General features: G+C 46.1%; 26 protein-coding genes, 1 tRNA gene, 1 pseudogene and 1 riboswitch. Of the genes and pseudogenes, 20 read left to right on the top strand and 8 right to left on the bottom strand.

Translation table 11 applies throughout. The features are described from left to right. Positions 1-14 precede the first annotated feature (14 nt). Positions 15-249, bottom strand: a riboswitch (cobalamin riboswitch). Between the two features lie 149 nt (positions 250-398). Continuing rightward, positions 399-1,229: a MurR/RpiR family transcriptional regulator gene (locus CZ379_RS03065; protein WP_110930265.1), complete on the bottom strand. Its 831-nt coding sequence runs from the start codon at positions 1,227-1,229 to the stop codon at positions 399-401. A gap of 210 nt (positions 1,230-1,439) precedes the next feature. Here CZ379_RS03065 and CZ379_RS03070 point away from each other — a divergent pair, with 210 nt between their 5' ends. The 7 genes from CZ379_RS03070 to CZ379_RS03095 all read left to right on the top strand — a co-directional run bounded on the left by CZ379_RS03070 (position 1,440) and on the right by CZ379_RS03095 (position 6,635). Continuing rightward, positions 1,440-2,312: a DUF8171 family membrane protein gene (locus tag CZ379_RS03070; RefSeq protein ID WP_234404788.1), complete on the top strand. Its 873-nt coding sequence runs from the start codon at positions 1,440-1,442 to the stop codon at positions 2,310-2,312. 20 nt (positions 2,313-2,332) lie between these two features. Further along, complete coding sequence (locus CZ379_RS03075; RefSeq protein ID WP_234404789.1) at positions 2,333-3,937, top strand: ABC transporter ATP-binding protein; 1,605 nt, start codon at positions 2,333-2,335, stop codon at positions 3,935-3,937. A 2-nt stretch (positions 3,938-3,939) separates the two neighbouring features. Then, positions 3,940-4,317 (top strand): ATP-binding cassette domain-containing protein, encoded by a 378-nt coding sequence (locus CZ379_RS26545; protein ID WP_234404790.1) that lies wholly within the window; start codon positions 3,940-3,942, stop codon positions 4,315-4,317. Next, a complete protein-coding gene (locus tag CZ379_RS03080; RefSeq protein WP_110930266.1) occupies positions 4,301-5,125 on the top strand; it encodes an energy-coupling factor transporter transmembrane component T family protein in 825 nt (274 codons plus the stop codon). The genes CZ379_RS26545 and CZ379_RS03080 overlap by 17 nt, the downstream gene beginning before the upstream one ends. Before the next feature lie 45 nt (positions 5,126-5,170). Next, positions 5,171-5,971 carry a PHP domain-containing protein gene (locus CZ379_RS03085; RefSeq protein WP_110930267.1) on the top strand — a complete coding sequence of 267 codons (801 nt, stop codon included), beginning with the start codon at positions 5,171-5,173 and terminating at the stop codon, positions 5,969-5,971. 209 nt (positions 5,972-6,180) lie between these two features. Then, entirely contained in the window at positions 6,181-6,483 is a 303-nt protein-coding gene (locus tag CZ379_RS03090; protein ID WP_110930268.1) for an MTH1187 family thiamine-binding protein, read from the top strand. 80 nt (positions 6,484-6,563) lie between these two features. Beyond that, a tRNA-Thr gene (locus CZ379_RS03095) sits at positions 6,564-6,635 on the top strand. 233 nt (positions 6,636-6,868) lie between these two features. On the opposite strand, the gene CZ379_RS03100 is transcribed toward CZ379_RS03095, so the two are convergent. Then, positions 6,869-7,381, bottom strand: coding sequence for an SMI1/KNR4 family protein (locus CZ379_RS03100; protein ID WP_110930269.1), 513 nt, complete (start codon positions 7,379-7,381; stop codon positions 6,869-6,871). 62 nt (positions 7,382-7,443) lie between these two features. Next, the gene (locus tag CZ379_RS25885) at positions 7,444-7,890 is read right to left on the bottom strand and encodes an HNH endonuclease signature motif containing protein (RefSeq protein ID WP_199925427.1); all 447 of its coding nucleotides are present in this window, start codon (positions 7,888-7,890) and stop codon (positions 7,444-7,446) included. Between the two features lie 290 nt (positions 7,891-8,180). On the opposite strand from CZ379_RS25885, the gene CZ379_RS03105 reads away from it, so the two are divergent. The 11 genes from CZ379_RS03105 (at position 8,181) to CZ379_RS03155 (ending at position 19,443) form a co-directional block, all read left to right on the top strand. Then, a complete protein-coding gene (locus CZ379_RS03105; protein ID WP_110930270.1) occupies positions 8,181-8,558 on the top strand; it encodes a GntR family transcriptional regulator in 378 nt (125 codons plus the stop codon). A 2-nt stretch (positions 8,559-8,560) separates the two neighbouring features. Then, entirely contained in the window at positions 8,561-9,427 is an 867-nt protein-coding gene (locus CZ379_RS03110; RefSeq protein ID WP_110930271.1) for an ABC transporter ATP-binding protein, read from the top strand. Beyond that, positions 9,424-10,074 (top strand): ABC-2 transporter permease, encoded by a 651-nt coding sequence (locus CZ379_RS03115; RefSeq protein WP_110930272.1) that lies wholly within the window; start codon positions 9,424-9,426, stop codon positions 10,072-10,074. Before CZ379_RS03110 ends, CZ379_RS03115 begins: the two co-directional genes overlap by 4 nt. Before the next feature lie 60 nt (positions 10,075-10,134). After that, complete coding sequence (locus CZ379_RS03120; protein WP_110930273.1) at positions 10,135-10,890, top strand: metal-dependent hydrolase; 756 nt, start codon at positions 10,135-10,137, stop codon at positions 10,888-10,890. Between the two features lie 319 nt (positions 10,891-11,209). Beyond that, positions 11,210-11,749: a CueP family metal-binding protein gene (locus CZ379_RS03125; protein ID WP_110930274.1), complete on the top strand. Its 540-nt coding sequence runs from the start codon at positions 11,210-11,212 to the stop codon at positions 11,747-11,749. A 194-nt stretch (positions 11,750-11,943) separates the two neighbouring features. Further along, positions 11,944-13,173 carry a cell wall-binding repeat-containing protein gene (locus tag CZ379_RS03130; RefSeq protein ID WP_110930275.1) on the top strand — a complete coding sequence of 410 codons (1,230 nt, stop codon included), beginning with the start codon at positions 11,944-11,946 and terminating at the stop codon, positions 13,171-13,173. Between the two features lie 141 nt (positions 13,174-13,314). Continuing rightward, complete coding sequence (locus tag CZ379_RS03135; RefSeq protein WP_110930276.1) at positions 13,315-14,028, top strand: response regulator transcription factor; 714 nt, start codon at positions 13,315-13,317, stop codon at positions 14,026-14,028. Next, positions 14,018-15,418, top strand: coding sequence for a sensor histidine kinase (locus tag CZ379_RS03140; RefSeq protein WP_110930277.1), 1,401 nt, complete (start codon positions 14,018-14,020; stop codon positions 15,416-15,418). The genes CZ379_RS03135 and CZ379_RS03140 overlap by 11 nt, the downstream gene beginning before the upstream one ends. Continuing rightward, positions 15,415-15,609 carry a hypothetical protein gene (locus CZ379_RS03145; protein ID WP_110930278.1) on the top strand — a complete coding sequence of 65 codons (195 nt, stop codon included), beginning with the start codon at positions 15,415-15,417 and terminating at the stop codon, positions 15,607-15,609. The genes CZ379_RS03140 and CZ379_RS03145 overlap by 4 nt, the downstream gene beginning before the upstream one ends. Positions 15,610-16,028: 419 nt before the next feature. After that, positions 16,029-17,504 carry a chitinase gene (locus CZ379_RS03150; RefSeq protein WP_407668591.1) on the top strand — a complete coding sequence of 492 codons (1,476 nt, stop codon included), beginning with the start codon at positions 16,029-16,031 and terminating at the stop codon, positions 17,502-17,504. A gap of 241 nt (positions 17,505-17,745) precedes the next feature. Continuing rightward, complete coding sequence (locus tag CZ379_RS03155; RefSeq protein ID WP_110930279.1) at positions 17,746-19,443, top strand: cellulase family glycosylhydrolase; 1,698 nt, start codon at positions 17,746-17,748, stop codon at positions 19,441-19,443. Between the two features lie 93 nt (positions 19,444-19,536). On the opposite strand, the gene CZ379_RS03160 is transcribed toward CZ379_RS03155, so the two are convergent. The 5 genes from CZ379_RS03160 to CZ379_RS03180 all read right to left on the bottom strand — a co-directional run bounded on the left by CZ379_RS03160 (position 19,537) and on the right by CZ379_RS03180 (position 23,702). After that, the gene (locus CZ379_RS03160) at positions 19,537-20,520 is read right to left on the bottom strand and encodes a hypothetical protein (RefSeq protein ID WP_234404791.1); all 984 of its coding nucleotides are present in this window, start codon (positions 20,518-20,520) and stop codon (positions 19,537-19,539) included. Between the two features lie 223 nt (positions 20,521-20,743). Next, positions 20,744-22,480, bottom strand: a complete 1,737-nt coding sequence (locus tag CZ379_RS03165) for a SulP family inorganic anion transporter (RefSeq protein WP_110930280.1) — start codon at positions 22,478-22,480, stop codon at positions 20,744-20,746. 87 nt (positions 22,481-22,567) lie between these two features. Continuing rightward, complete coding sequence (locus CZ379_RS03170; protein WP_110930281.1) at positions 22,568-22,897, bottom strand: ArsR/SmtB family transcription factor; 330 nt, start codon at positions 22,895-22,897, stop codon at positions 22,568-22,570. A gap of 252 nt (positions 22,898-23,149) precedes the next feature. Continuing rightward, the gene (locus CZ379_RS03175; protein WP_407668592.1) at positions 23,150-23,413 is read right to left on the bottom strand and encodes a DUF2642 domain-containing protein; all 264 of its coding nucleotides are present in this window, start codon (positions 23,411-23,413) and stop codon (positions 23,150-23,152) included. A 130-nt stretch (positions 23,414-23,543) separates the two neighbouring features. Then, complete coding sequence (locus CZ379_RS03180) at positions 23,544-23,702, bottom strand: asparagine synthase (RefSeq protein WP_110930282.1); 159 nt, start codon at positions 23,700-23,702, stop codon at positions 23,544-23,546. Positions 23,703-23,847: 145 nt separating this feature from the next. On the opposite strand from CZ379_RS03180, the gene CZ379_RS03185 reads away from it, so the two are divergent. Then, complete coding sequence (locus CZ379_RS03185; RefSeq protein WP_110930283.1) at positions 23,848-24,264, top strand: MarR family winged helix-turn-helix transcriptional regulator; 417 nt, start codon at positions 23,848-23,850, stop codon at positions 24,262-24,264. A 51-nt stretch (positions 24,265-24,315) separates the two neighbouring features. Continuing rightward, positions 24,316-25,528 (top strand): annotated as a pseudogene (locus CZ379_RS03190) (MFS transporter). Positions 25,529-25,546 lie beyond the last annotated feature (18 nt).

Consider the following 25,546-nt stretch of genomic DNA (forward strand, 5'->3'; position numbering starts at 1 on the left):
TCGCAGGCTTATATGGTGTCAATTGAAAGCGGGCAGGTCTCCTGGCTTCCGGACTCTTCGCTAACGCCTTCCCGCAGATGGTTGGCCATCCCCAGTGGCTTCTTGTCAGTGAAGCATTACAGGAGCTTATAAAACAACTTCCTGAGCGTCCGATCACAGTGGCGGGACCGCAGCGGTTTTGCACCGCACTTCCCTTTTAAGCCCCAGCCTCGTATTGACGGCTGGATCACCCGATTCCACTATATTTGGTTGTCTGCAACCTACATTACCCCAATATGTAGTGTTTGTAAACAGGCATCTTCACTAGCAGACGGATGAAAAAACATGAAAAAACAGGTGAAAGCAATCCTGGTGCGGCAAGTGGGGGATGGAGGGAAACATTAAAAAAATGTGAACATTTATCGCGGCAGCTCATGGTCATATTTTTTGCGCAGCTGGTTCAATTGCTCCAGTTTTTGCAAGTGGAGATCTTGGTTTTTCATCCCGGCAGCAACGATTAAGTTCTCTACCATAAACGTCGGGGCGATCATGGAATGGAATTCCCAAATCTCGCCACGGCTGGCATACAGAGTAATATGGCTCTCTCCAGAGAAGTCAGAAACGAGACGGTCGGTGATGAGCAGTGTCAGATAGCCGGACTCCTTGGCATGCCGGGTAATGACCTTGGCTTCCGGCAGCAACCGGACGAATCCAAAGAGAACCACGACATCTTCATCCGTGATATGCAGCAAATCTTCGAACAACTCGCTTCCCCCGCGATGAAGACGGTGCATAGATAGACCAAAGCGACTGAGGCGATAGTGCATTAGCTCGACGAGACCGGACGAGGGGCCAGGTCCGTACAGGTATACTCTTCTTGCAGTGACGATAGCATTTACGGCTTCTTCAAACGACTCCTGGGAATAATGCTGCAGCGTGCTTTCCAAATGCTCCATGCTGGACGCGAGCAATTGTCCCGGAAGGAAGCCAGCCTCCGATTTATCCATGATGTTTTTCATTTTGGCGGCAGGGGTGACTTCCAAATGTTCACGAAGCTGATTTTTGAAATCTTTAATATTCTTGAACCCGACAGAACGCCAAAATCTCGATACAGAGGCAATGCTGAGTCCTAAAGCATCGGCGATTTCCTGCTCGGTTAGAAAGAGTACGGTTTGCATGTTTTTTTGGATATAGTCGGCAATTTTGTATTGACCCGGAGATAAGGAATCTGTATTCCAGTCCATGTTCATGAGGTTGGCCTCTCTTTCTATACCTGGTGAGTTGATAGCACTAGATTAACATAAAAGCGTGGAAGAGGTCAGGAAATTCAACTCGTAATGATATATTTTTTTCACTAGTTTATTTACTGAAATAAATTTTACATATGATTTACATGATATGGATGTTCACTTAATATTTCCTCATTATAGTGGAGCTATCTAAACTAGGAGGGGAAGTTAGTGGCTCAATTAAGGCAAAGGTACGTGCTAACCCAGTCTCAAAAAATGATGGTATTCATTCTGTCGATGTCGCTATACGGACTGTCGAATATGATTACCGAGCTTATTCCTTCGGTTCGGCTAGGGCCGATCGAGCTGTCAGTGGAATACTTCGCGTTTATTCCGCTGACGCTGTGTATTTTATTCCACCCGTTCTATGCGGCCATCGGTGCTGCGCTGGGCGAAGTTATTTTTGGCGAAATTATGCTGGGGCAGTTCGGCGGACTTGGCGAGCTGGAGAAGTTTATCGGCTTCTCGTTGGCGATGTTCATTGCTGGAACGCTTGTGAACGATCCGAAGAATCGCAGGCAGGTAGGCATTGCCGCCATGACCGGGGTAATAATTCACCAATTTATCAGTTGTTCGGTTGATATCGCCAAGGTATGGATCGGTGTCGAGGAGTTTGAGGCAGTACCGGGATTGGCGCAAAGCGTCATGGTGGTTGAAGGAGTGGCTTTTTTGAACGATGTGTTGTTCTCGGGCATACTGTTCGCATTGCTGCCGACACTGTATCTGGTGCCCCGGTTGTACGGCAAAATCGAACCGCTGCTTGGCATGAAGCCTAGAAATAATAAGATGAAATATTCGCTGGGTGAAATTATTGCCCCTAGGTTAATCGTAGCTTCAATTATATTAGCCGTGCTGGCAGCCGTTGCGGAGTTTCTCGCGGAATCCGACATGGCGCTCATCGAATGGGATGCGGATTTTCTGGATAGTATTGGCGGCTGGTTCATATGGGTCAGTATTGGGACTGCCGCTGTGGTGGCATGTCTTACAATTTGGCTGCTGGTTCGCAAAGGGAAGCGCTCTAGAGCAGCTGAAACCGGGATCTAGCGCATGATGGAGGTTAAGCTATGGTTGAATATGGGGCTCAATTGAATGAAACGGATATAGATGTAACGAAAAGTCCGCCGCTTGATTGGATCGTATCGATAGATAATGTCACCTTTACATATCCTGGTGCAGAGGCTCCTGTGCTCAACGAAGTATCCCTTCAGATTAAGCGCGGCGATTTCGTCGCCGTCATCGGCGGTAATGGCAGCGGTAAATCGACGCTGTGCAAGACGCTGAACGGGTTGATACCCCACTATTATGTCGGGGATTTCGAGGGGAGTGTCCGTGTGAACGGACTACAGACTCTGGAGCATGATGTTGCCCGTTTGTCGCGCCATGTTGGGTACGTGTATCAGGATTTCGAGAATCAACTCATACGTCCGACAGTGCTTGATGATGCCAGCTTCGCCCCGCTGAATTACGGGTTCGAGGATTATCAGGAGCGAGGGCTGCGGGCCTTGCGCTTGGTGGATCTTACGGTGGATACGAAGGAGTTCATCTGGCAATTAAGCGGAGGACAGAAGCATCAACTGGCACTTGCCGGAGCAATCTCGCTGGATCCGGATATTCTGATCATCGATGAGCCCGTCGCGCAGCTTGATCCTTGCCATGCAAGGGAGATCTATGATTTGCTGCGCCGTTTGAATGAGCAGCATGGCAAAACGATCATCGTGATCGAGCATCATACGGAGTTTATTGCGGAGTACTGCAGGCAGGTCGTGCTGATGGATCAAGGCCGGGCCGTATGGTCGAAGCCGGTAGAAGAGGCGCTATTGGAGCTGGAGCAGCTGCGTTCCAGCCAGATTTACCCGCCTCAGGTCACCCAGGCCGCCGCCGAGATTGCTAAAGCAAGGGCATGGGATTCTACCGGGATGGAGCGTAATTCGACTATTCCAATTTGGTTCGACCTTGGTTCACCTTATCCGATTACTCTTGACGAGGCGGCAGCTTATTTTCAGCGGCTGAGGCAGTTGGAAGGGCAGGAAGAGTGCGGGGGGCTGATTGGAATTACAGCCGATGGTGGTGCTGCAGATGCTTATATTCAGGAAGGTTCCGGCATTATGGCAATGAATGGGGCAGAAGCTTTGATTGGCGGGATTGGAAATGCTGAGGATAGACCGGATTGCCAAGAATCGGAGAAAGCGTCCGGGAATACTGAAGCTAATAGAGAGGCTGATCCGATCATTGAAGCCAAGCATGTTCGCTTCTCCTATCGGACGGTGAGCCGGGACAGGAAGATTGTGCTGCGAGATGTCAGTGTAACGCTTAGAGCAGGGGATATGGTCGCTCTCGTTGGCAATAATGGGGCAGGTAAATCCTCCTTCATGCGGCTGATCACTGGGGTAACAAAGCCTGAAAGCGGACGAATCGTCGTCAAAGGAATGGATACGGCAGCAACGACGCCCGAGCAGCTCGCTAATACGGTGACCTATATTTACCAAAACCCCGAGGAAATGTTCATTGAGGATTCGATCCGCAAGGATGTGGAGTTCTTTCTTAAAGCGCGCCGCGTGGACGGTTACGAGGCCAAGGTAGATGCGATTCTGGACAGCTTCGGATTGACCGGGCTGCAGCACAGGGACGGCCGGCTGCTCAGCGGCGGGCCTCTCTGGCGATTGGGGTAGCGATGAATCCCTCGGTGATCCTGCTCGACGAGCCGACTGCAAATCTGGACATCGCAACCCGCAAAGATATTACACATCTGTTGCAGCAGTTGAACCGTCATGTGGAAACCGTCATTGTGGCGACGCACGACATGCAGCTGGTGGCGGAATGGGCTAACCGGGTCATCGTTATGCATCAGGGCGATATTATCCGGGACGGTACACGAGAATCGGTGTTCGGCGATGCCGGGCTGCTGGAACAAGCCGGGCTGCGGGCGCCGCAAATTTTGGAGCTCAGCCGCAGGCTGGGGTTGGCGCCGCTCAGCTATACGGTAGATGAGTTTGCGCAGCGCTGGAACGAATCGGGAAAGGAGGCGGCAAGGCATGGAGTATGTTCGTAAGCTGATGGATCGCGTGTCCGTGGAAGGAGTCAAAATTGAATTGCTCAATACAGCCTACGGCAACGGCAATACGTTTTTGGCCAGGCTGGATCCGCGAACACTGTTCCTCTGGTATTTGTATTTCGGCATCGCTCCCTGGTTCATTCACGGCGAGGTGCTGCTGCTCGGCATGTTCCTGCTCTTGGTCGTCACGACGATGATGTCGAGGGTGAGCCCCTTGATTATATTCATACTTTGTCTTGGTTTACTGAGCCAAGCGGGATACTTACTCATCGTATCCTGGCTGTTCGGTGGGGGCGGAGAGACGATTTTGCCTCTATTAAAGCTGACGATGAAGCTGTCGGTCATTTCGATGGCGAGCATTACCGTATTTTGCTCGATGGATCCCGAGAAGCTGAGCGACGGACTGCTCCGCATCGGCGTACCGAAACAGGTGTCGTTCGGCATCGCATACGGGTACCGGATGCTCCCCAGCCTGGTGGAGGAATACCATCATATCTTTTTGTCTTTCCGGCTGCGGGGCGTGGCACCGAGGAAGCATGGATTGCTGTATTGGAGGAGTATCGTCTACTTTTTGAAAATAGCGGTGTTGTCTTTTTACCCATTAATTCTGAGCATTGCCAAACGCACGCGCACTACGGTGGAAGCGCTGGAAGCCAAAGGCTTCTCCTACGCCTACCATTCCCCGGAGGCCAAAAGAATCAAGCTCTCATACATGAAATTTACCGTCCGTGATGCCGTGTTTCTGCTTGGCTCGGGGTTGTACGTCGTAATGCTGCATGTTCTTGCTGCTCGATTTACTATATAGATATATTTTGCGGGTAATTGATGATTAAAAACAAAGGAGAAGCGGATGAAAATTGATTTGCATACCCATGTTAAGCTTGCTAAGAAAACAGCCTTTAGTCACGTTTATTTTAAGGAAATGATGACCGAAGCCGGAAAAAGCGGCCTGGATGCTGTCGCGATGACCGAGCATTTCAATACTTTGCGGTATGAGGATATTTACCGGGTGCTGGATCGGCATTATCCCTATGAGCAAGGCTACTATATGGCCGAGGGGATGAAGGTGTTTCCCGGCATCGAAGTGGACATTCAGGAGACCGGTCATATTCTGATCATTGGAGACCGGGAACGGATATTGGCACTGAGGCAGCGCCTGGAGCCCTATACGGAGAAAGGACGGTTCATCGATTTCCAGACGCTGCTGGACTGGAGCGAGGGTCAAGGATTTCTGCGCATAGGGGCGCATCCGTTCCGGCTAGGGACGCCACTGCATCATTTGCCGGAAGAACTGCTGGGGAGGCTGGACGCTTTTGATCTGAACGGCAAGGATATTTATGCGCAAGGTTTGGAGGCCTATCGCGCTCGAATCGATGAATTTGCGCTGCGCCTGGGACGCCCTGTTGTCGGGGGAAGCGATACGCATCAATATATGCAGTATGGCAGCGTCGTTAATAGCTTGAACGGGGAAGCGGAGACTGCAGAGGAGCTGCGAGACCTGATCCTGCGGGGGGCGTATCAGATTGAAATTTCGCCATGTCTGCATGCGAAGGTGAAGTCCGCGAATGTAATCAAGGCGCTGTTGAAAAAGGAAATGGCTGCTTCCGAAGAGAACAGCGGGAATTTGCGGGAGCTCGGGGAAATGGCATAGCGGAGATCAGTGCAAAGGCAAGGTTCAGGCCTCTTCCGGGCGCGGGAGAGGCCTGAACCTCATATCTCCATACAGATCACGCTAAGGCGCTGGGAGGTACAGCGGCGTGCCGCTTATTTGAAAAGAAGGAGCGGGAATTGTTACAATAAGAGGCAGTATGAATGTTATTTTAAAAGTATGGAACGTTATTATAAGAAGGGGGGAGCAGCATGGCGATTGCAGAGGTAACGGTGATTCCCATCGGGACGTGCACAACAAGCTTAAGCCCATATGTAGCCGAGCTGCAGCGGGTATTGGAGAAGCAGGAAGGCATTCGTTATACACTGACCTCGATGAGCACGATTATTGAAGGGCCGTTGGACAGTGTGTTCGCCGCTATACGGGCGATTCATGAGTCGCCGTTCCAATCCGGTGCCCAGCGGGTGTCCACCTCGATCAAGATTGACGATCGGCGAGACAAAGAGAGCTCCTCGGAGCAGAAGCTGCGCTCGGTTCAGGCGAAGCTGCAATAAATAAATTCCTGATTTTGAGGGCTTGCAAAATTTTCGGATCGAGTTATAATATTTTTTGTTTCAAGTTAAGCAGTGAATATGCTGGTGTAGCTCAGGGGTAGAGCAACGCACTCGTAATGCGTAGGTCGGGGGTTCAATTCCCTTCACCAGCATCTTGCTAAAATCAAGCGCAGAGCGGCTTCCGAGGTTTTCGGGAGCCGCGTTTTTTTGTGTTTTTATGCAAACTTCTAACATTCTTCTAACCTTTATTTGAGTAAAGTGGTATCTTAAATGAAATGGCCGCTTTTTGTCCCCTGCTTAATCTAATTTATCGGTATACCATGCATGCTAGCTGCTTTGGGACTCAGGTACAGGTATTAGAGCGTGTCGTTCACAAAATCTGCATTTATTCTCTGTCTGTTTTCCAATACCAGAATTTAGATCCCTGTGCAATTATAAATCGCTCTAACCAGGTTTCAAAGTTACAATAAAAACTGCCTGCTAAGTCAACAGGATTCATGCTCTCACAGAGCAGTAAATAATGTTCTTCGCCGTTTCGCCATCGACTCAAATCAATTACAATCCGATCATCGACTATATTTGCAACAACGATCTTATCGGGTTGGTAAGTAGTATCATTATAAAGAATGACGTCATCGATTGAATATATGATGTTTTCGCCACCATATTGAGGGTTCTCGAATAATGAAGCACCGTTACAGTATTTTAAAAATTGGATATAATCGTATGGAAATTCAGACGAAAAATGCATTGTTAGTTTCTGAATCTCTTCATTGATAGCTGGAGGATTGAAATGACTACACGCATTCACAATATCACCTCCGCTTATGATGATTTCATCACAGCCCCCGTGCATTTCTTGCCGTTTTTTTAAATGAAGAATTAGTTTCTGTAACATCTGTATCATCCTTTCAAAAAAACTGACTCCATAGGCTATAGCCCTGAAGTCAGTTTATCAGATTAATATGCAGCAAACCAAGGAGTCACCACGGATTGATGGAGCACAGTTGAGATCGGGATTAGATTATCAAAAGCATTGGTTCCGCCTAAGTTACGAGGTCTTATATGGTGTATATTTGTTACACTTCCCGACCAATTCCAGTTGTTGTTAGGATATAACTCACTATATTTTTTAATATAGTTCGCTCTATCTGTAGTTGTCCAATCAATGGAAGGCGTTCTCGCCCAATTTGCTTTTGCTGGTTCAGTCATTACTTTTCCCGAATAAGGATCCGCATGGAAAGGATAGATTGTTGCATTTTTATTCGTTAAAATCTGTCTAGTCTGTACGCTGTCTGTTCCCATGGATATGCCCAGTATGTTTTTGATGTTAGAATCTACTTGTCCAAAATAGAATCCTGTATCAGTGATGCTTTTTGTACATGTTACTTCTTTTCCAACTTTCACATCTAACAGAACTTTATAAAGCCGTACAAAACTATCTGACGACGCATTCGTAATGCGTAGGTCGGGGGTTCAATTCCCTTCACCAGCATCTTGCTAAAATCAAGCGCAGCGCGGCTTCCGAGGTTTTCCGGAGCCGCGTTTTTTTGCGTGGATTTTTTTGACTTTCAGCGGACCTGGGGTCGGTGAAATCACGAAAACAACTTATAAGTAAGGTCATTGACAGATATTTATAAGTGTTTAATAATGTACTTATACAACAAGTACACTATTAAACACTAGGGAGGGCGTTTGTGGAAATTATCATTAGTAGTAATACAAGTAAACCCATCTACGAACAAATCACTTCCCAAATAAAGGCCAAAATCATGAGCGGTGAATTGCAGACAGGGGATCTTATTCCTTCCATGCGTTCATTAGCTAAATCACTTCATGTAAGTGTGATTACGGTTCAAAAGGCTTATGAAGATTTGCAGCGGGATGGGTTTATTGAAACGACCGTTGGACGCGGCAGCTTCGTATCTGCTCAAAACAGGGATTTTATTCAGGAAGAACAGCAACGTAGAGCCGAGGAGCATTTACGTGAGGCTGCTGAAATCGGAAGATCAAGCGGTATTTCGGTTGAGAAGCTTGTCGAATTATTAAAACTGTTCTATCAGGAGGAAGATTGAGCATGCATACCCACGCTTTAGAATTAAGGGGTGTGACAAAAACATATCCCAACTTCACATTAGACAATGTATCCTTTTGCGTGCCAAAGGGGAGTATCGTAGGCTTAATCGGTGAGAATGGAGCTGGCAAAAGCACTACGATCAACGCCATTTTGGATTTGATCCAAAAGAATGCCGGAACAGTGACCTTCTGGGGAAAGGAGTTATCCGCAGATCCAAAGCAGCTTAAAGAAGATATAGGCATGGTTTTCGATGGCATTCATTTTTATGAGACACTCACACCAGCAAAAGTCGGCAAAATCTCAGCGCATGCTTACCAACAATGGGATTCTGCATTATTCGATAGCTACTTAAGTAAATTTCAATTGCCGCTGGATAAAAAAATAAAAACCTTTTCCAAAGGGATGAAAGTGAAGCTTGGTATCGCGGTTGCTCTATCCCATCATCCCAAAATCTTGATTTTGGATGAAGCCACTAGTGGGCTTGACCCGGTGATGCGAGACGATATATTAGATGTTTTTCTGGATTTTGTTCAAGATGAACATCATTCTATCCTTATGTCCTCGCATATTACAACTGATTTGGAAAAGGTAGCAGACTACATCACATTTATTCACCAAGGCAAAATCGTCTTTAGTAAGCAAAAAGATGAGCTTATTTACAACTATGGTGTTATCCGTTGCGGAGCAGCCATGTTTGATACCATTAACAAGAACGATATTTTGGCCTTCCGGAAGCGCGATTTTCAATGGGATGTTCTAGTGGCAGACAAGGAAAAGGCTCGTCGGACATACAAAAATGCAATCGTTGATGATGCTTCCATAGATGATATTCTGTTGCTCTATGTGAAGGGGGAACGAATGGGATGAAAAGCTTGATATGGAAAGATTTATATAACATCGGACATAACACATGGTCAATGCTGTTCATGCTTGTTGTGTTTGTTTTTATATTGGTTCCGCAAAACGGACCTATCAGTTATATTATTACTTCCGGCGTTTTATGTGGAATGATGGTGATTACGACATTTGCATTTGATGACCATGCAAAATGGACGAAATATGCGATGATCATGCCACTGACTAGGAAAGACATTGTACGGAGCAAATTTATCGTATTATTTATTTTTTCAATTATCGGTGTTGTTTCAGGAACGATTTTGGGTGTAGCGGGCGGAGCGATATTTAAGAAAATTAATCTTACGAGCATGAATGATTGGATGGGGTTGCTGGTTGCAGCTGGCATGGGATTAGTTATATCTTACTTCTTCGGATGTATGATCATTCCGCTGCTTTTTAAATATGGTGCGGAAAAGGCACGTGCTCTGTCTCTTGTTGCTTTTGTAGTCCCCGTATTAATCTTCCTTGGCATATACTATCTGCTATTGATGGCAGGGATTGTTTTAGATGATACTATGGTTTTGATCGTCATAAGTATTTCCCCAGTAGTGGTTCTGTTATGGGCTCTGCTGATGTATAAAGTCAGTTATGGCATATTTAGACGTCAGGAATTTTAAAGAATAAGGTGCAGTTTGGGAATAGGTGCTCAGTCAGCCAGAGAAGGGATGTGATAACAATTGAATAAACAGGGACACTCTGCACTAGCCTTTCTTGCTGGATCAGTTACATCTGTTGCTGCCCTAACGGCTTCCCCAATGAGTACCTCATTGGAGGTTATTGGCTTCGCAGGAGTAGTATGCGCAGCTTCGATCGTTGGCGGACTTGCCCCAGATTTAGATCATAAAACGAGTACGGCGAGCCAGAAGATCCAACTGTCACCGAGGAAAAGAAAGCTCATGCGGGCATTGTCAGGGATATTCTTATTCATAGGATTCGTGTTGATTCTGCTAGGTTATTCCATACAAGCTGGAGCGATTTGGATTGGCGCGGGTATTATTGCTGGCAGTTTGGCCCGGCTTAGGACGATTATACTTCTCGCTAGCGGTGCTTTGATGCTGATAGGGTATGCCGTATATGACTGGCATTGGATGGCTCTATTCACTGGGGCTGCCCTGCTGATTATGCCGTTCGTAAAACACCGTTGGATCATTCATTCGCCCGAGTTTGCAATCGTCCTAAGTCTGGGACTCTTTGTCTTAGGAAGTCAGTATCCGGGGCTGGTTATGGCAAGTTGTCTAGGATTTATCGTGGGCTGGTGGTCTCATTTATTTGGAGATATTTTTGGGAATGACGGGATACGTTCCTTGTTTGTTCCAAAGTTTAAAATAGCTCTACGTTTATTCGATAACGGAGGGGCTGCTGAACGAATGATTTCTAAGCTGTGTCAGTTATTCAGCATCCTGATCTGGGTACTTTATGGACTTGTCCTCTAAGCTGAGTCCCTATAGTATTTTCCTGAACACACATCCTTAACTTCAGGATAGAAATAAAGCCCTGGTCATTCGGCCGGGGCATTGCTTGTTTCCACGCTTCCACACAGAAACTACATAAATAACAGGTACACTTAAAGCGTATAGGAGTCAATTAGGGGAGGAGTGAATTCGAGGATGGGCGGTTGGACTTAGTTGGCGTTTCTACCCATTCTATTTTTTCGCATAGTTGAGTTTATTAGGATTTAGCAGTTATACTAAACATGAAATTAACCAGAATAGAACAAAGAACAAGTTGAAGAGAAAAGGGGATGAGTATAAGTTGAGGAAAAAGATAATGATCATAGCCGGATTGTTAATCGTTGCAATAGGGGGGTATATGATTTCTGAAATTTTCGGAAAAAAAGAGCCAGTCGTTCTTGAGTCGCAAGACATTAAGCAACTGGTTCATGAATATAGTATCGGCAATCTAAAGGATCAATCCGCTTCAATCACATCAAACCAACTCATTGTAAATGACTCGATTTTTTATGACCTGCCTGAAAACGAATTTTTTGTTTCTGTGGCGCCGTTTATTGAGGAAACCCATCCCTGTGCAATCCACAGCTTGACTGGCTGCCAAGGAGAAATGACGGATAAAGAATTTAACGTATACATCGACGACATGAATGGCAATGTGATACTGGATCAAGCATTAAAATCCCAATCTAATGGATTTATAGATCTATGGCTACCTCGTGACAAAACCTATCGCATTACAATCGAACACGAAGGGAAAATTGCTGAATCAGAGATTTCTACGTACCAAAACGATAATACTTGCATCACAACTATGCAGCTAATGGAGAAAAAAGGAGTCTAGTTGGGATCATTACAAAACGAATACAGGTTTGTTAAAAGCTGCCCAGTACTGAATTAGTACTGGGTATTTTATGCTTTAATGGAAATTTAAATAAAATATGTTGGTTTCTCCACAAAAAACACACAATTTCTACAAATAATAAGTTTAAGGTATATCAGCAGTAACTCAAATAATGAAAATCAGAGGAGGCCAACATGAAGAATTCAGTTAAGCTTGGTGCAGCGTTATTAGTCACTTTATTCGTAATATCGGCTTGCAGCGATTCACGAAGCAACACTATATCCCAAGCGGGGGATTCTAACCGAACACTCAATGAGGTAAAAGCTGCGGAATTCAAAGCTGTGGCTCCATGGATTGCATCTAAGAATACTACCCGCATTAATACAGACGATCCGGGGGAAGCCGCAGTTACGGTTTCACGAACTCTTTGGATGGCGTCCAGTGAGAACAACCGCCCTGGAAGCATTATTCTTACAACTTTGGATAACTGGCAAAATGCTGTTGTGAGTGCAAATTTGATTCATCACCCTAGCAATGGGCCGATACTATTTGTTGAACAGGATGAGCTCCCTGAGGCAACAGAAGCTGAATTGAAGAGACTCAAGCCTATAGGAGTGGAAGAGAATGGTGGAGTTCAAGTGATTTTAGTGGGTAATCTGGATCAAAAGGTCGAGGATCAGGTGAAAAAGCTTGGATTCAAAACAGATAAAGTTAGCGCTGGTAATCCAGCGGCGTTGGCTAAAGCCATAGATGCTTACTATGCTAAATTGGCTGGAGAAAATCCCTTTTCCGTCATTATTGGCTCCATGGAGAGCAGGGAGTACACTATGCCTGCAATTAACTGGATTGCTCACATGCCTGAACCGTTGCTGTATGTTAACCAAAATGAAATACCACCAGAAACTAAAGAGGCTTTGGAAACGCGGGAAGGAAAAGCAAATATTTATATCTTGGGTCCCGAATCTGTGATTTCAGCTAAGGTAGAGAATGAATTAGAGCAGTATGGCAATCCGATAAGAATATCTGGTGAAGATCCTTATGCGAATGCGGTAGCATTTGCCAAATACAAAGATCCAAAAACCGGATTTGGATGGGGGATTACGACACCTGGACATAACTTGTCATTTGTTACTGTTGATTCACCTGATTTAGCTATCGCGGGAGCCCCCTTTTCTCACTTAGGTAAACATACTCCGCTGATTTGGATGAATAAAAGCGGCATCCCCGAATCGGTCATGTCCTATGTGATGAGTCTGCAGCCTAAATATGAGAGTTCTCCAACGGAGGGGCCGTATAATCACGCTTGGTTAATCGGCTCTGAAGCTATCATTAGCACAAAGGTTCAGGGCGAAATCGATTCGATGCTTGAAATTGAATCTAAATTAGGGGGAGGGCACGGAAGTATGCCCGGAATGAATCATTGAACTCCTGTAGGGGGACTATTTTTAAATTATAATATGATGTATGCGCTATTGGGATCTCACTGGAATTTCTGCGGGGCAATGTGCCTCTTTTTTCAATCAGCGCATAATAATTATTAAAGGTTGCAAGGGGTGGTGGTAGCGGTGACCAGGCTACAAATTCTCGTGGTGGATGATGAATGGAATATGCGGAACTTGCTTCGGATCTATTTGACAAAGGAAGGATTTGATGTGAAAGAGGCTTCGAATGGTAACGAAGCTTTATCGATCGTGAGGAAGCATATCTTCGACATTATCCTATTAGACATCATGCTGCCGGATATGGACGGATGGCAGGTATGTAAGGCGATCCGCAAGGAGGAGAATGTTCCCATTCTTATGTTAACCGCGCGCTCTGAAACGAAAGACAAAGTGTATGGTCTGGGGATCGGTGCAGATGACTATCTAACCAAGCCGTTTGAACCTGAAGAGCTGCTAGCGCGGATTTACTCACTAATTCGCCGTTCTGCACTCACTCAATTCTCCGTGCCGCAAGAGCCTGTAATGGAATTCCCAGGCATAAGGATTTTTCCAGAGGGGCGTGAAGTTTATATCAATGATCTCCTGGTTGATTTTACGCAAAAGGAATTTGATTTAATTATGGTGCTTTCCAAAAGTGGACAGCGTGTTTTTACCCGAGAAGAACTCGTGAATATGATCTGGGGTAATGACTATGTTGGGGAATATCGAGTCGTTGACACCCATATCAAGAACATTCGGGAAAAGACGCAAAGTGCGGGGTTATCTTATAATTTGTTCCAAACAGTTTGGGGTGTCGGTTATAAATTCAATGGAGTAGGTAAATCCAATGAAAGATAGAATTGAATTTAAGTTAGGCATGATTATTCTTTCCGCTTTTGTTGTTGTAATTGTCTCGCTTGGGTTGACAATCGGCCGCATGTTTTCAAACTTTTATAATGCAGAAATGAGAACAGAGGTGGATGAGCTTACAACTCATTTCACAATGATGAGCGATTCATCTGATATCTCGACAGAACAAACGCTGCTTAAGTTTGCAGACTTTTCAAACGTAAGTATTTTATATATAGATAAACAAGGAAATGTGCTTGCGCATTCCGGTGATTATGATTTATCGGATCAATCATTTATTCGTCCAGGCGACGTGCAGAATCTTTTCTCCGGCAAATCTGTTGGTTTCGAACATACTAATAGAAAAGGTGAGCGCTATTTCGTAGGTGCAAAATCCATTCTAGAGGAAGATCGCGTTAAATCGGCCGTATACGTCTTGTCATCAACAAAACATATGGACGAATCTATAGCAGCCGTGCGTAATGTTCTGGTTCTATCAGGGATTGGCGCATTTTTGCTCGCACTTGGGATCGCTTGGATTATTGCACAAATCCTATCAAGACCACTGGTGCAAATGCAAGAGGCTACGCGAAAAATCGCCGCAGGTGAATTGGAAACGAGATTAAATATAGTGCGTAGGGATGAAATTGGACTGCTCGCCGGGGCGATTAATAATTTGGCGGAGGATCTTCAACGGTATCGGGATACAAGGCAAGAATTTTTCGCTAATATCTCCCATGAGCTCCGGACGCCGATTACCTTTTTGGAAGGGTACACGAAGGTCATCCAGGATCGTCTGTATGATACGGAAGAGGAAAAGGATAAGTATTTAGATATTATCCGCGGGGAGGCACTTCGTCTCCAGCATTTGGTGAACGACTTGTTTGAATTGGCCAAAATGGAAGAGGGAAGGATTTGTCTGTCTCTAGAGTGGGTCGATCTCTCGGAGATTACTGATAATGCAGTGCGAAAGATCCGGTTGAAAGCCAGTGATAAAGGGTTGCAGCTTAATACTCATATTAACTATAGCATTCCCCTAATTCTAGGGGACGGACTTCGTATGGAACAGGTTCTCATTAATCTGTTAGAAAATGCCATTCGATATACAGAGAAAGGGAGCATCCAGATCGAACTGAATGAAAATTCCTCGTATATTTATTTAGCTGTGACTGATACAGGAATTGGAATCCCGGAGGCCGAGCTACCGTTTATTTTTGAACGGTTTCACAGGGTGGAGAAATCACGTTCACGAGAGTATGGCGGAACCGGCTTAGGTTTATCCATTGCTAAAAAACTGGTAGAGCTTCAAGGGGGAGAAATTCTTGTTTCTAGCAAGATTGGGAATGGAACACGATTTGAGATCCGGTTTAAGCATGAAAGCCGAGGGGAACCGTCATGAAAAAGATGGAGTGGCTAGTTGCAATTTTAATTATGGCTATAGGAATGATTTGCTTAATTATTTCAGCAACGTCATTTCGTGAAATCTCATTTCTTCAAATGGGGGGTACTACAGGGAAGCTTTGTATATCTATGATTGCGGTCACCGGAACGGTTGGCCTTATTTATTATATAAAAAGTCGTAAGCAATAGGATAGAAAACGAAAAAATATTGCTGGTTTCCATTCATAAAAAGGCGAGAATGTAACGCTCCGGATCTATATTCAGCATTTCATCCGGGCGTAACTTTTTTCGCCTTAATTTTTTGTCCTCATGGGCTGTTGATACACGATTTTGGTGTACTTACAGTTGTATGTATTCGCAAAAAATAATCCCTCTGATCTATTGATAAATATTTACAAATCATATAGATTATGTGTATATAACGTTATAATGTTTTGGAAAGCCAATGCTTGTTATTCTATGAATGCAAATTAGGTAGGGCTGAACTGAAATGAGAGAATTTATTTTAAGTTATGTAAACGCTGTCATAGACGTGAGAGGGGGTGATGCCCACGTTCAGGGTGGAGATACAGAAACCTTGCTGATTATTTTTTTGAGGAGGAGTTTAATTGAGAAAGGGTTTATTTGGCATGATGGGAAAGCCAGGAGGAGTTGTACCGGTACTGATGGTCTTTGTTATGCTGGTCAGTCTGCTGCCTTTGACCGCTTCGGCCGCTGATCGTGGCGTTTGGGCGCCTAATGTGTCCTATGCGGTAAACGATACGGTGACGTATGGTGGGAATACCTACCGTAGCATTCAGCCCCATACCTCTTTAGTAGGGTGGGAACCGCCTAATGTGCCTGCTTTATGGCAGTTGGATCAAGGCAGTGGTGGTGGCGGAGGCGACACAGAGGCACCGACGGCTCCCGCGAGCTTAACAGTGAGCGGCGTCACATCCTCCAGCGTTACCTTGTCCTGGTCTGCGTCTACCGATAATGTAGGCGTAGCCGGATATGACGTGTATCAAGGCCCGTCGGTCGTTCTATCCGTGACAGGCACAACGGCTACAGTCACGGGACTTGCAGCCAGCACGGCTTATTCCTTTAAAGTCGTGGCCAAGGACACTGCCGGAAATCGTTCGCCGGCAAGTGCAATTGTCGACGCGACGACGTCGGCAGGAAATGGAGGAGGCGGAGGCGGGGGGCAGCTTCCAAAGCATACTTTAACGGGATACTGGCACAACTTTATTAATAACTCTAGCAATTTAAGAGTAAGAGATGTCCCTGATCAGTACGATATCATTGTATTGTCGTTTGCCAATATGGACCCTGCCAAGCCAGGCGGAGTTACCTTTAATGTGGATTCCTCATTGTCCTCTGCTTTGGGAGGATATTCGGATGCAGATCTCATTGCCGATATCCAGGCTAAGCGTGCACAAGGGAAAAAGGTCATTATTTCCATTGGCGGGGAGCTGGGCAATATTAATTTAAATAACGCTTCCCCTAATGTAACGAATTTTGTGGACAGTATGCATGCGATCATCACTCAATTTGGTCTGGACGGCGTGGATATCGATCTGGAGCATGGCATGAATGTAGCTAATTTAACCAATGCTATCCGCCAGCTGCAGCAAAGAATCGGAAGCGAATTTATTCTAACGATGGCGCCGCAGACAATCGACATGCAGAATCCGAATACATCCTATATGCAGCTATATAACAACCTGAAAGACATTACTTCTGTCATTAATGTCCAATACTATAATTCAGGCTGCATGCTGGGGCGCGATGGTAAATGTTACTCACAAGGAACGGTAGACTTCTTAACGGCTCTTTCCGATTTGACATTGCAGTGGGTAGAGCCGTCCCAATTAGGCATCGGTGTTCCGGCTACGCCATCAGCTGCTGGGGGAGGATATGTCTCCCCGACGGTCGTCAACAACGCGCTGAACTGCCTGGCGACCGGCAACGGCTGTGGAAGCTATAAACCAGTTGCCCAATACCCGGATATTCGGGGAGCCATGACATGGTCGATCAACTGGGATGCGACCACGAATTATAGCTTGGCCAATACAATCAAACCTTTCTTGAATTTACTTCCTTAAACCCGAAAGTTGAAATATAAAGACAAAGCCCCGGTCAATCGACCGGGGCTTTGTTGGTCTCCAAGGGAATAAGCTTATTTATCCAGCTTTATTTAGAAGGAAGAGTCAGAATCGCTAATTTACACATGATTTATTCTCTAATTATGATGGTGCATGCCATATGGAAAATGTGGTAAATTAGTCCTCGAAACCGCTTTCATGACAACAAATGTTAATTCAAAAAAGGTAAAGGAGAATTCAGATGAAAAAACGTAGAAGCAGTAAGGTTTTTCTCCCACTGGCCATCGTTGTTGCGTTATTGGCCGCTGTCGTTCCTGGTGCCGCTTATGCAGCGGCTCCTCAAAGTGCAATGCAGTCCTATGTTGAGGCGATGCAGCCTGGATGGAACCTTGGCAATTCTCTGGATGCTGTCGGTGCGGATGAAACGGCATGGGGCAATCCGCGTATCACCAAAGAGCTGATTCAAAATATCGCGGCTCAAGGCTATAAGAGCATACGAATTCCGGTCACCTGGGATTCACATATCGGCGGGGCTCCCAATTATCAAATCGAAGCGGCGTATTTGAATCGGGTACAGGAGGTTGTCCAATGGGCTTTAGACGCCAACCTCTATGTCATGATCAATGTCCATCATGACTCCTGGCTATGGATCAGCAAAATGGAGTCGCAGCATGATCAAGTGCTGGCCCGGTATAATGCCATTTGGAGGCAAATCGCCGATAAGTTCAAGAACAGCCCGAACAAGCTCATGTTCGAGAGCGTGAACGAGCCTCGCTTCACGGATGGCGGAACTACAGATGAAGCCAAGCAGCAAAAAATGCTGGATGAGCTCAACGTATCCTTTTTCAACATTGTCAGAAATTCCGGGGGTCAGAATGCTACGCGCCCGCTCGTACTTTCAACACTTGAAGCATCTCCAACCCAAGAGAGAATGACGGCGCTTTATAATACGATCTCCAAGCTGAATGACAAGAATATTATCGCTACCGTGCATTTTTATGGATTTTGGCCTTTCAGCGTAAATATTGCAGGACACACTAAATTTGATGCGGAAACACAAAATGATATTACAACAACCTTCGATAATGTGTATAACACATTTGTAGCGAAAGGAATTCCGGTGATTATCGGCGAATATGGCCTGCTTGGGTTCGATAAGCACACAGGCGTCATTGAGCAGGGGGAGAAGTTGAAGTTCTTTGAGTTTTTCGCCCAGTATGTGAAGCAAAAAAGCATGGCCACCATGTTATGGGATAACGGACAGCACTTCAATCGGACGAGCTTCAATTGGGCTGATCCGGATTTGTTTAATATGATCAAGGCCAGTTGGACGGGGCGTTCATCGACGGCTTCCAGCGATCTGCTTCATGTTAAGCAAGGAACTGCTGTCAAAGATACCTCGGTTCAGCTCAATCTGAACGGAAATACGTTAATCTCGCTTTCCGTGAACGGAACAACACTGAAGTCAGGCACGGACTATACTTTGAACGGAAGCACTTTGACTTTTAAAGCAAGTCAGCTGAGCAAGCTGACCACCTCGGGGAAACTGGGGGTAAATGCGACGATTGTGGCAAAATTCAATAAAGGCGCCGATTGGAAATTTAATGTAGTACTGTACAACACGCCCAAGCTGAGCAGTACGACAGGGACTACTTCCTCCTTTGCGATTCCTACCGCTTTTAATGGTGATCAGCTTGCCACGATGGAAGCGGTTTATGTAAACGGAGGCAATGCCGGTCCGCATAATTGGACCTCCTTTAAAGAATTCGAGACCACTTTCAGCCCGGCATATAGCGAGGGCAAAATCAAACTGCAGCAGGCATTTTTCAACGAAGTGAATGATGGAACAATAACGCTTAAATTCCACTTCTGGAGCGGGGAGATCGTCAACTATACAATTAAGAAGAACGGCTCGACCGTGACGGGTACAGCTTCATAAGCGAGCTTGGAAAAGGATTGGTGCTCCTACGATTCAAAATGATAACAGCCTCGGTTGAAACGACCGAGGCTTGTCATATATGATTTTGTAAAGTTATGCCGTACTGTGCTGTCCCATCCAGACATATACCGCCATCATAGCAAACAACAGCACACAGAAATTGACAGTAACAAACAGATAGCGCAGAACAGGGCGACGGTGGAATTTGAACAGGGTTTTAAAACTATCATTGCCCTCAATAATGAACATTACTAAAATCGTATGCATTATTGTATGTCCTACAATTTCAGTAAATCCAAAGACAGTCGTGGTAGTCATGAAGATTCCTGTCAATAAAAATGAGATAAAGCGGTTCATTAGACCGACTATTAAAGCCCAGGCTAAGCCAAGTTCAATAAACCCGCTGATTAATACAAAATCCTCCACGGTAAATCCAAACGATGGTATCCCATATTCGTGCATTAATGAACATGCTAGCTTGGCGATCGTTAATTTCTCCATGGCTAACCAGGCAAGAGATAGCCCGGTCCAAAAATATAGCATTGGAGCAACTGTTCTTTGCAGCTTAGCGCTATTTACAGCAAACAGGTAGTATATGATCCCAATATAAAACATGTAGTCGAGAAGGTGGAATATTCCATAGGATAGGATGGCAGTCATGTACAGGATGGTTAGGGAGGTTCCACTGACAATTAGGAGCTTGCGATTCAGCAGTCCGATCATGGCTATGAGAAGCAAAGCGTATATAGACCAATGATCGGCTGGAAAAGATGGAGCAAGGTAGGTTCCGGTAATAAGTTGAAGGATAAGGCCGATTCCGACTCCGACGCGCAGGATTAATAGTTGGAAGCGTTTTAAATTATTCAGAAACTGATGGGTTCCGCGAACAATTCTAATACGTTCAAGAGGCTCGCTGAGGATCGCGGCTAAAAATAGGATAATTAATGTGAAGCTTAACCAGAAAATAAAAGCAGGTGTAATCACTTTGGCAATAGGAAGTGGATACCAATGAGTATCTTCCGTGAACCATTTGACGTGCATGGATACGGAGAACCACTTCAAAAGCCAAGAATTCATAAATAGCACAACTCCTTTACCTTGAAATGTAAATATCCTCCAGAATAATCGTCTGTTTGTAAGCACCTCCTCTTAATATGACCGAACACATTATACCAATTTATAGGATTACATCCAATCAAAATTAAATTATTAAAATATTAGGGTTCACACAAAAGGTAGACCCTCCCCTGTTAATTTCAGTGGGAGGGTCTACCTTTTGAATGCTTAATCAATAATAAAATCAAGAAATATGCTGGCGCAGGCTGCCGGTGCTGCTGAGCCCGGTGCACTCGCGGAACGCGAATTGCTTGCAGCCGAGGCATTTGTTGAATTGCAGATTTTCAAGGGCATAGTTCAGCGCTTCGCCCGTATGCTCGAAGAAGCGGTCTTTGCCAATCATCGCATAGCTGCCAGTCTTGACGAGAAGCTCCTTAGGCTGCGATCTCAAGCCAGAAATAACGACGATAACCCCGCGCTGCATTAGGCGCTCGACTAGGCTGATAAAGTTGGATTCCCCCGTCGTATCCATAAAGGGCACCCTGCCCATGCGAAGCAGTACGACCCGGAGGTCTTGATCCGCGAGCAGCTTTTGCCCCAAGTTCTCCAGCACATGAGAGGCCCCGAAGAACAAGGTTCCTTCAACGGTATAAATGCCGAGCTGCGGACAATCTCTTTCTTCGGTTACTCTATGCGCTTGCACCTTCTCTTTGTCCGAGGAGTGATCAGGCAGTACCTTGTCTACGGCGAGCATGCCGCTCATCCGCTTGAGAAACAGAATGATCGCCAAGGCTAGTCCGGCTTGAACGGCAACCGTCAAGGTCGTGAATACCGTCAATAGGAAGGTGACGAGCAGGATCAGCGAATCCCCGGTTCGCGTTTTGAGCATATGGGTGAAAGTCTTATACTCACTCATATTCCAGGCGACGACCATTAAAATAGGAGCCATGCTTGCCAGCGGTATGCTGGAGGCGTATGGCGCGAACAAAACAACAATCAACAGCACGACGATGCCGTGGATGACTCCAGACATAGGGGAGGCGGCGCCATTTTTAATATTTGTTGCCGTCCGGGCAATCGCTCCGGTAGCCGGGATGCCTCCGAACAGAGGCGCCGCGATATTGGCTACACCTTGACCAATCAATTCCCGATTGCTGTTATGGCGGGAGCCCGTCATTTCATCCGCTACCACGGCGGACAATAACGACTCGATGCTCCCAAGCATAGCGATAATGAGAGCGGGCTGCAGCATCGTGATAATGCGCTCCCAGCTCAAATCAAGGGGAGTGAAGCTCGGCAGCCCTGCGGGAATGGCCCCATAAGCCGAGCCGATCGTCGTTACTTTGTCCGGGAACAGCCAGGTAGCAACCAATGTCGAGACGATAATGCCGACGAGAGAGCCGGGAACCTTCGGCAAATATTTAGGAGTCAGAATAAGTGCAGCTAGACATATGCCAGCAATCAATACGCTGTATAGATTCAATGTGGATATCTGCAGGAAAATCTCTTTCATGTTATAGAAAAAATATTCATGCCGCTCCACACCCTCAAGTCCCAGAAAGTTAGCGATTTGTCCGCTGAAAATAATGACGGCGATCCCGGAGGTAAAGCCGATGGTAACCGGCTTCGGTATGAACTTGATTAATGACCCTAGCCGGAGAAGCCCCATCAGTACTAGAAATACACCCGCCAAAAATCCGGCGATCAGCAGGTTTTCGTATCCATACTGCATGACGATCGCCAGTAGAATCGGAATAAACGCCCCTGTCGGGCCGCCGATCTGAAACTTCGACCCGCCAAGCAGGGAGATCAAAATCCCGGCAATGATCGTCGTATACAATCCATACTCGGGCTTCACACCCGAAGCAATGGCAAAAGCCATCCCTAACGGAATGGCGACAATTCCGACGATACAGCCCGATACTAAATCCTTGCGAAACGAATCTGTAGAGTAACCACTAAATCGTCCTATCCATTTCATTTGTTTACCCTTCTTTTCTAATAGTTTGTTGCCTAAAATTTCAAATAACCCCGCGGATAGCGGGGAACTTGATCGTGCTTGCTCGTCTTAGGATTGCTTGTTGATATCCTCCAGCAGTGTGATAGATTCTACCAAATGATTGTTAAAAATTTGCCGGGCTACCCCTAGCAGGTCGCTGATCAACGGATCGCGAAGCGAATAAATAACGGTGGTTCCTTCCTTCACGGTATTAACCAGGTTCTTAGCGCGAAGTACGGCCAACTGCTGGGATACCGCAGAGCCTTCGGACTCCAGCAACGTTTGCAGCTCGTTCACGTTGCGTTCCCCCTGGCTTAATATTTCCAGAATGCGAATTCTCATCGGATGAGCGAGCGCTTTGAAAAAGTCGGCCTTAAACTGCTGTATGCTTCTGTCCATTACAAATGGTTCTCCTTGTTTCATATATTCATATATCTGAAGTTTTGAATATTTGAATCAAAGTCTATAATAGCATGATACACGTGGTTTGTAAATGATGATGTAATTGAGAAGGGAACGAGAAGGAGCGGCTGAGCCGCCAAGTCGATATAGACCACAGTGGATAGCTAGGCGCAAAACTGGATATTTTCTGAAAAGTGCAAAAGAAAGCTGCGGATGGCAGCTTTCTTTTTGTCCCCTTTATGCTTTTCGCTATTTTGGCATGATCCACACAATTTCGCATATGCGAACCAAGAACTTTTTGCCTCGCGCATCCAAGACGACATGATCCGGTTTAACATCGGCGATGCAGCCGTCAATTCCTCCGCGGGTCGTCTCCAGCACCACATAGTTACCGACATTGGCTTTCAGCGCATCGACCACGCAGGGGTCGACAAGGGTTACTGGAAGAGGCTGCTGCATATGTCCTCCGTGATGCGGCATGTAATGGTGGTGCATTGGATAATAATGATTCAAGAAATTCACTCCCATTTCGATTGATAAGACATTCTATGCGAATGACTAGTTTGGGGTATGGGCATCAGCCCAAGGAGTGAATAATTAGCCCGGGAAGACAAGCCTCCCGGGTGATCCTTCACAATTTCGGCTACCGATGCTCGATGAGATCAATCGTGCCGAGCACGATATGGGCCAGGCCGAAGCCGAGAGCGCCGGTCGCAGCAAGCTTGTACTTGCTTCTAAGCAGTGAGGCGGCTGAAGCAGATACTACGGCTCCAAGAACAGTAGGAATCAAACCTTCGCGCATAGATAACACTCCTTAGGATTTCAATTGGAAAGACATCGTTATTCTGGTTCAGACTGATTCATAATATGCAATACGGTTGACAAAAATTAATTGCCATATCTATAATTGTTATACATATGAATTATATTGTGAGGAGGCGCTATCGTTGCGAATCAAAGATTCCCTTGGTTATATCATTACAAATACTGGCCGGAAAATCACTCAGCATTTAACTCAAAAGTTCCATGAATATGGCATCACTTCCGAACAGTGGGGCGTGCTGCAGACGCTGACGGAAGAGGACGGCATTACGCAAGCGGAGCTGTCCCGGCGCACCGAGAAAGATCCGACGAACGTAACCCGCATTCTTGATCAACTGGAGAGAAAAGAGTTCATAAGAAGAGCGGCCAATAAGGAGGATCGGCGATCCTATTTAATCCATGTCACCGAGAGCGGACGAAGCTTGAGCCAGAAACTGTTGCCGGTTGAGATCGAATTTACGCAATCGTATTTAAAAGACTTCACCGAGGAAGAACTGGCAGCGATCCGCCGGGCATTTCACAAAATAAACGAACGATTGTAACGCCTGCAGCAGACTCACTTCCAAATCCAACAAAGAAAGCAGGAAAAAGGTTTGAAAGAATCATCATTATGGAACAAGAATTTCTTGCTGATTTTGTTTCAGCAGTTTTTTTGTGTTTATGACGTTTTATATTTTGGCAGTAACGCTGCCTGCCTTTGTGCTGGAATCGCTGCGAGGCAGCCAGAAGGGGATCGGTTTAGTTACAACGGTATTTGTCATCGCTGCTGTCATCTTCCGTCCACTGGCCGGAAAATGGTTGAATGAACTGGACAACCGCAAAATCATGAATGCTTCGCTCATTTTGTTTGCGGTTTGCAGCGCTCTATACTTGGCTATTCAAGGCTTCGCACCGCTGCTCGCATTACGCGTCATTCACGGGGCTGCCTTCGGCGTAGCGGCGACCACCACCTCGGCGATCGCCATCAAGCTGATCCCGGAGAAACGCAAAGGCGAAGGGATCGGTTACTTTACGCTTTTCATGAGCCTTGCGATGGTCTTCGGGCCGTTCCTTGGTCTAGTGGTTATCTCCCATTTCAACTTCCCTCTGCTATTCGTAATATGTCTCGTGTTCTCAGCACTTTCTTTGGTTTGCGGCCTGCTGCTGCAAATCCCGATAGAGCAGGTGAAGAAGAAGGGGACGGCCTCATCATGGCACTGGAAAACCTTCATTGAACCGAGGGCCATTCCAATTTCTATATCCGGCTTTATACTGGCATTTTCTTACGGAGCCATTTCCACATTTATTTCCGTCTACGCAAAAAGCCTTGGCATGGAGCCGATGGCCAGCTACTTCTTCATTGTTTTCGCCGCTCTCATATTGATTTCCAGGCCATTCACGGGAAGGCTGTTCGACCAAAAAGGCGAGCATATCCTCGTGTATCCCGGTCTATTCTTCTTCGTCATTGGCATGATCTGGCTCAGTCAGGCGAGTAGCCCCTTTGCCTTTCTTGCGGCTGGCGGGGTGATCGGCCTAGGCTATGGAGCATTGCTGCCAAGCTTCCAGGCCATTGCCATTAAATCCTCTCCGATTGAGCGCAGCGGACTGGCCACCAGCACCTATTTTGTGTTCTTTGATGCAGGCTATGGAGTCGGCTCTTACGTGCTGGGGGTTATAGCGGCCATGACCAGCTATGGAACGATGTACTTTATCGGGGCGATTGTGGTTGCTTTTACAACGATCCTGTACTATGCGCTTCATCACCGCAGACAGCGTAGAGAGCAAATGAAAGAATCTGCTGCCTCCCTTCCAACTCCGACGGAATAGTCTCTCCCCGGATTCAAA

This window comes from Paenibacillus bouchesdurhonensis, assembly GCF_900155685.1.
Classification (GTDB): domain Bacteria; phylum Bacillota; class Bacilli; order Paenibacillales; family Paenibacillaceae; genus Fontibacillus; species Fontibacillus bouchesdurhonensis.